4 protein-coding genes are annotated in these 2,385 nt (G+C 62.2%); all 4 read right to left on the reverse strand.

What is annotated here, in order from left to right:
* Window positions 1–129: 129 nt before the first annotated feature.
* Window positions 130–1,011: a cytochrome c oxidase subunit 3 gene (locus EOA38_RS33840; RefSeq protein ID WP_127220605.1), complete on the reverse strand. Its 882-nt coding sequence runs from the start codon at window positions 1,009–1,011 to the stop codon at window positions 130–132.
* Window position 1,012: 1 nt separating this feature from the next.
* Complete coding sequence (locus EOA38_RS33845; protein WP_127220607.1) at window positions 1,013–1,645, reverse strand: cytochrome c oxidase assembly protein; 633 nt, start codon at window positions 1,643–1,645, stop codon at window positions 1,013–1,015.
* A gap of 7 nt (window positions 1,646–1,652) precedes the next feature.
* Window positions 1,653–1,835 carry a hypothetical protein gene (locus EOA38_RS33850; RefSeq protein WP_126095233.1) on the reverse strand — a complete coding sequence of 61 codons (183 nt, stop codon included), beginning with the start codon at window positions 1,833–1,835 and terminating at the stop codon, window positions 1,653–1,655.
* On the reverse strand, window positions 1,832–2,385 hold a 554-nt coding region (locus EOA38_RS33855), incomplete at its 5' end, for a protoheme IX farnesyltransferase (RefSeq protein ID WP_145966206.1). The genes EOA38_RS33855 and EOA38_RS33850, both read right to left, overlap by 4 nt.

Raw genomic sequence — 2,385 nt, forward strand, 5'->3', positions numbered from 1 at the left:
AGACCCTTTCGCTCAAAAAGATAAGGCGGCCACGTCGCCGCAGCCGCCTTCTGGAATTCGGGAAGCCTCGATCGTTGAAGCAATTCAGGACGGAAAACCGCTAACGCACTTTTCCTTGGATTGCCCAGATCAGTGAGCTTCGATCAACGCCCCATTCGAAGCCCAAACATAGATGCAGCTGAACAGGAACAGCCAGACCACGTCGACGAAGTGCCAATACCAGGCGGCCGCCTCGAAGCCGAAATGCTGCTTCGGGGTGAAGTCGCCCCGCATCGCGCGCACCAGGCAGACGAGCAGGAAGATGGTGCCGATGATGACGTGAAAGCCATGGAAGCCCGTCGCCATGAAGAAAGTGGCGCCGTAGATCGAGTCCTTGAACGCGAAGGGCGCGTGCATGTACTCGTAGGCCTGCACCATGGTGAACAGCATGCCGAGGCCGACGGTCAGCGCCAGGCCGTTGATCAGACCCTTGCGATCGCCGTGCAGCAGCGCGTGGTGCGCCCAGGTTACCGTCGTGCCCGACGTGAGCAGGATGATGGTATTGTAGAGCGGCAGATGGAAGGGATCGAGGACCTCGAGGCCCTTCGGCGGCCACACTCCGCCGGTGAAGGTGGTGCGGGCATATTGCGCCGCCTCGCCCGGGAACAGGCTGGCATCGAAGAAGGCCCAGAACCAGGCGACGAAGAACATCACCTCGGAGGCGATGAACATGATCATGCCGTAGCGCAGGTGCAGCGACACGACGCGCGTGTGGTAGCCCTCATGCGCCTCCTTGATGGTGTCCGACCACCAGGCGAACATCGTGTAGAGCACGATGATGAGGCCGATGAAGAACAGCCACGGATTGGCGATGTTATGGCCGAAGACCGGGAAGGTGTCGGCCTTGAGATACCGCATCAGGCAGACGCCGCCGACGGCGGTCACCAGCGCGCCGATCGAGCCCAGGAAAGGCCAGGGGCTCGGATTGACGAGATGGTAGTCGTGGTTCGGTTTTGCGTGCGCGTCTGCCATATCAACCCCCGAGGCTTGCTTCGGAATCTGGAACTTTGTTGCTGCTGCCAGCGGCCGGCGCGGACGACGCGACCGGCTGTTTCTTTTCGACCGGGAACATCGTGTAGGACAAGGTGATGGTCTTCAAGTCCTTCAGTTCCGGCACGTTGACGATGTCTGGATCGACATAGAACACGACCGGCATGTCCAGCGTCTCGCCGGGCTTCAGCGTCGTGTCGGTGAAGCAGAAGCACTCCACCTTGTTGAAATAGGCGCCGGCCATTTCCGGCTGCACGTTGAAGGAGGCGCGACCGGTGATGGGGCGATCGAACTTGTTGGTCGCGCTGTAATGCGCCTGCGTCGTCTCGCCGATCTTGATGGTGACCTGGCGCGCGACGGGCTCGAACTGCCACGGAATGCCGTTGGTATTGGCGTCGAAGCGGATGGCGATGTCGCGGTCAAGCACGCGGCCGGCATACTGCTTCTCGGCGCGTTGCGTCGTGCCGCCATAGCCGGTGGCCTGGCAGAACATCTTGTAAAGCGGCACCGCCGCGTAGGCCATGCCGACCATGCCGGTGAAGAAGGCAAGGCAGACCGCCACGACGATGCGGTTGCTGTTCTTCCTGCCGTGCCTGGTGATGATCTCGCCGCTCATCGCCGCCTCACATCAAGTTCGTCGGCGTCAGGCCGGCAGCATGGTGGCCGAACTTCACGATGGTGGCGACGTAGAAGATGACGACGAGCGCGGCCAGCGCCACGCCGATGGCGACGGAACGGTTGCGCCGCGCCTTCCGCTGACGCTCGGTCAAGGCGACCAGTTCGAGGTTCTTGTCGGCCACGATCATGCTCCCCCCAAGACGAGGGCGCGCCCGACCACGCTGTCGACGAGATAGGCGGCGAAGATGGCGAACAGATAGAGCAGCGAATAGCCGAACAGCGCCTTGGCCGGCTTCATAGCGCGGTCATCGTCGCTCATGCCCAGCACCTTCCAGGCATACCAGATGAAGCCCAGGCCGAGCAGGATGGAAACCGCGCCATAAGCGACGGTGGTGTAGCCGAGTCCCCAGGGCAGCACGCCGACCGGCGCCAGGATCAGCGCATAGGCAAAGATCTGGCGGCGGGTCGAGGCATGGCCGGCGACGTTCGGCATCATCGGGATACCCGCGCGGGCATAGTCGTCCGACTTGAACAGCGCCAGCGCCCAGAAATGCGGTGGCGTCCAGAGGAAGATGATCAGGAACAGGATCAGGCTTTCGAGGCTGACCGATCCGGTCACAGCAGCCCAGCCGATCACCGGCGGGATGGCGCCGGCTGCGCCGCCGATGACGATGTTCTGCGGCGTCCAGCGCTTCAGCCACATCGTATAGATGACGGCATAGAAGAATATAGTGAAGG

This window comes from Mesorhizobium sp. M1E.F.Ca.ET.041.01.1.1 (assembly GCF_003997355.1).
Classification (GTDB): Bacteria; Pseudomonadota; Alphaproteobacteria; order Rhizobiales; family Rhizobiaceae; genus Mesorhizobium.

Excerpts from the sequence above, each read along its gene's own strand:
- EOA38_RS33840 (WP_127220605.1), bottom strand. The coding sequence starts at position 1,011 with ATGGCAGACGCGCACGCAAAACCGAACCACGACTACCATCTCGTCAAT.
- EOA38_RS33845 (WP_127220607.1), bottom strand. The coding sequence starts at position 1,645 with ATGAGCGGCGAGATCATCACCAGGCACGGCAGGAAGAACAGCAACCGC.
- EOA38_RS33850 (WP_126095233.1), bottom strand. The coding sequence starts at position 1,835 with ATGATCGTGGCCGACAAGAACCTCGAACTGGTCGCCTTGACCGAGCGT.